This is a genomic window from Corallococcus praedator (genome assembly GCF_003612125.1).
Taxonomy (GTDB): Bacteria; Myxococcota; Myxococcia; order Myxococcales; family Myxococcaceae; genus Corallococcus; species Corallococcus praedator.
In genome coordinates, this window is record NZ_RAWI01001129.1 from 1 (window position 1) to 429 (window position 429).

Consider the following 429-nt stretch of genomic DNA (forward strand, 5'->3'; position numbering starts at 1 on the left):
GCAGTGCTCTGATTTGGGATGGAGCCACCTATCATCGCTCACAGGAGGTGAAAGAGTACCTCGAATCGGTTAATCGAGAGCTTGATGAGTCCAACTGGAAAATCACTTGCATTCGCTTTGCCCCAAATGACCCTAAGCAAAACCCAATTGAAGATATTTGGTTGCAGGCAAAGCGATTCATTCGAGAGTACTATCACTTGTGTTCATCGTTCAATGTCGTTAAATTCCTCTTTGAGTTTGTGACTCACCACCAAACCTTTAACTTTCCAAAGCTTTTTACCTATGGCTGCTTCTCACAACTCATTTAGGATCGCTATATCTCTTTTACTAGAAGAAATACTGAGTAACAAACCTGTGCCAATAACAAGGCTGATCCCAATCGAATTAATCCATAGCTTTGGTGAAGAATCAAAATAAAAGTAGACTATA

The 429-nt window shown here is 40.6% G+C and carries 1 pseudogene; it reads left to right on the plus strand.

The features are described from left to right. A pseudogene (locus D7Y13_RS50175) lies at positions 1 to 308 on the plus strand (IS630 family transposase); the annotation flags it as partial. Positions 309 to 429 lie beyond the last annotated feature (121 nt).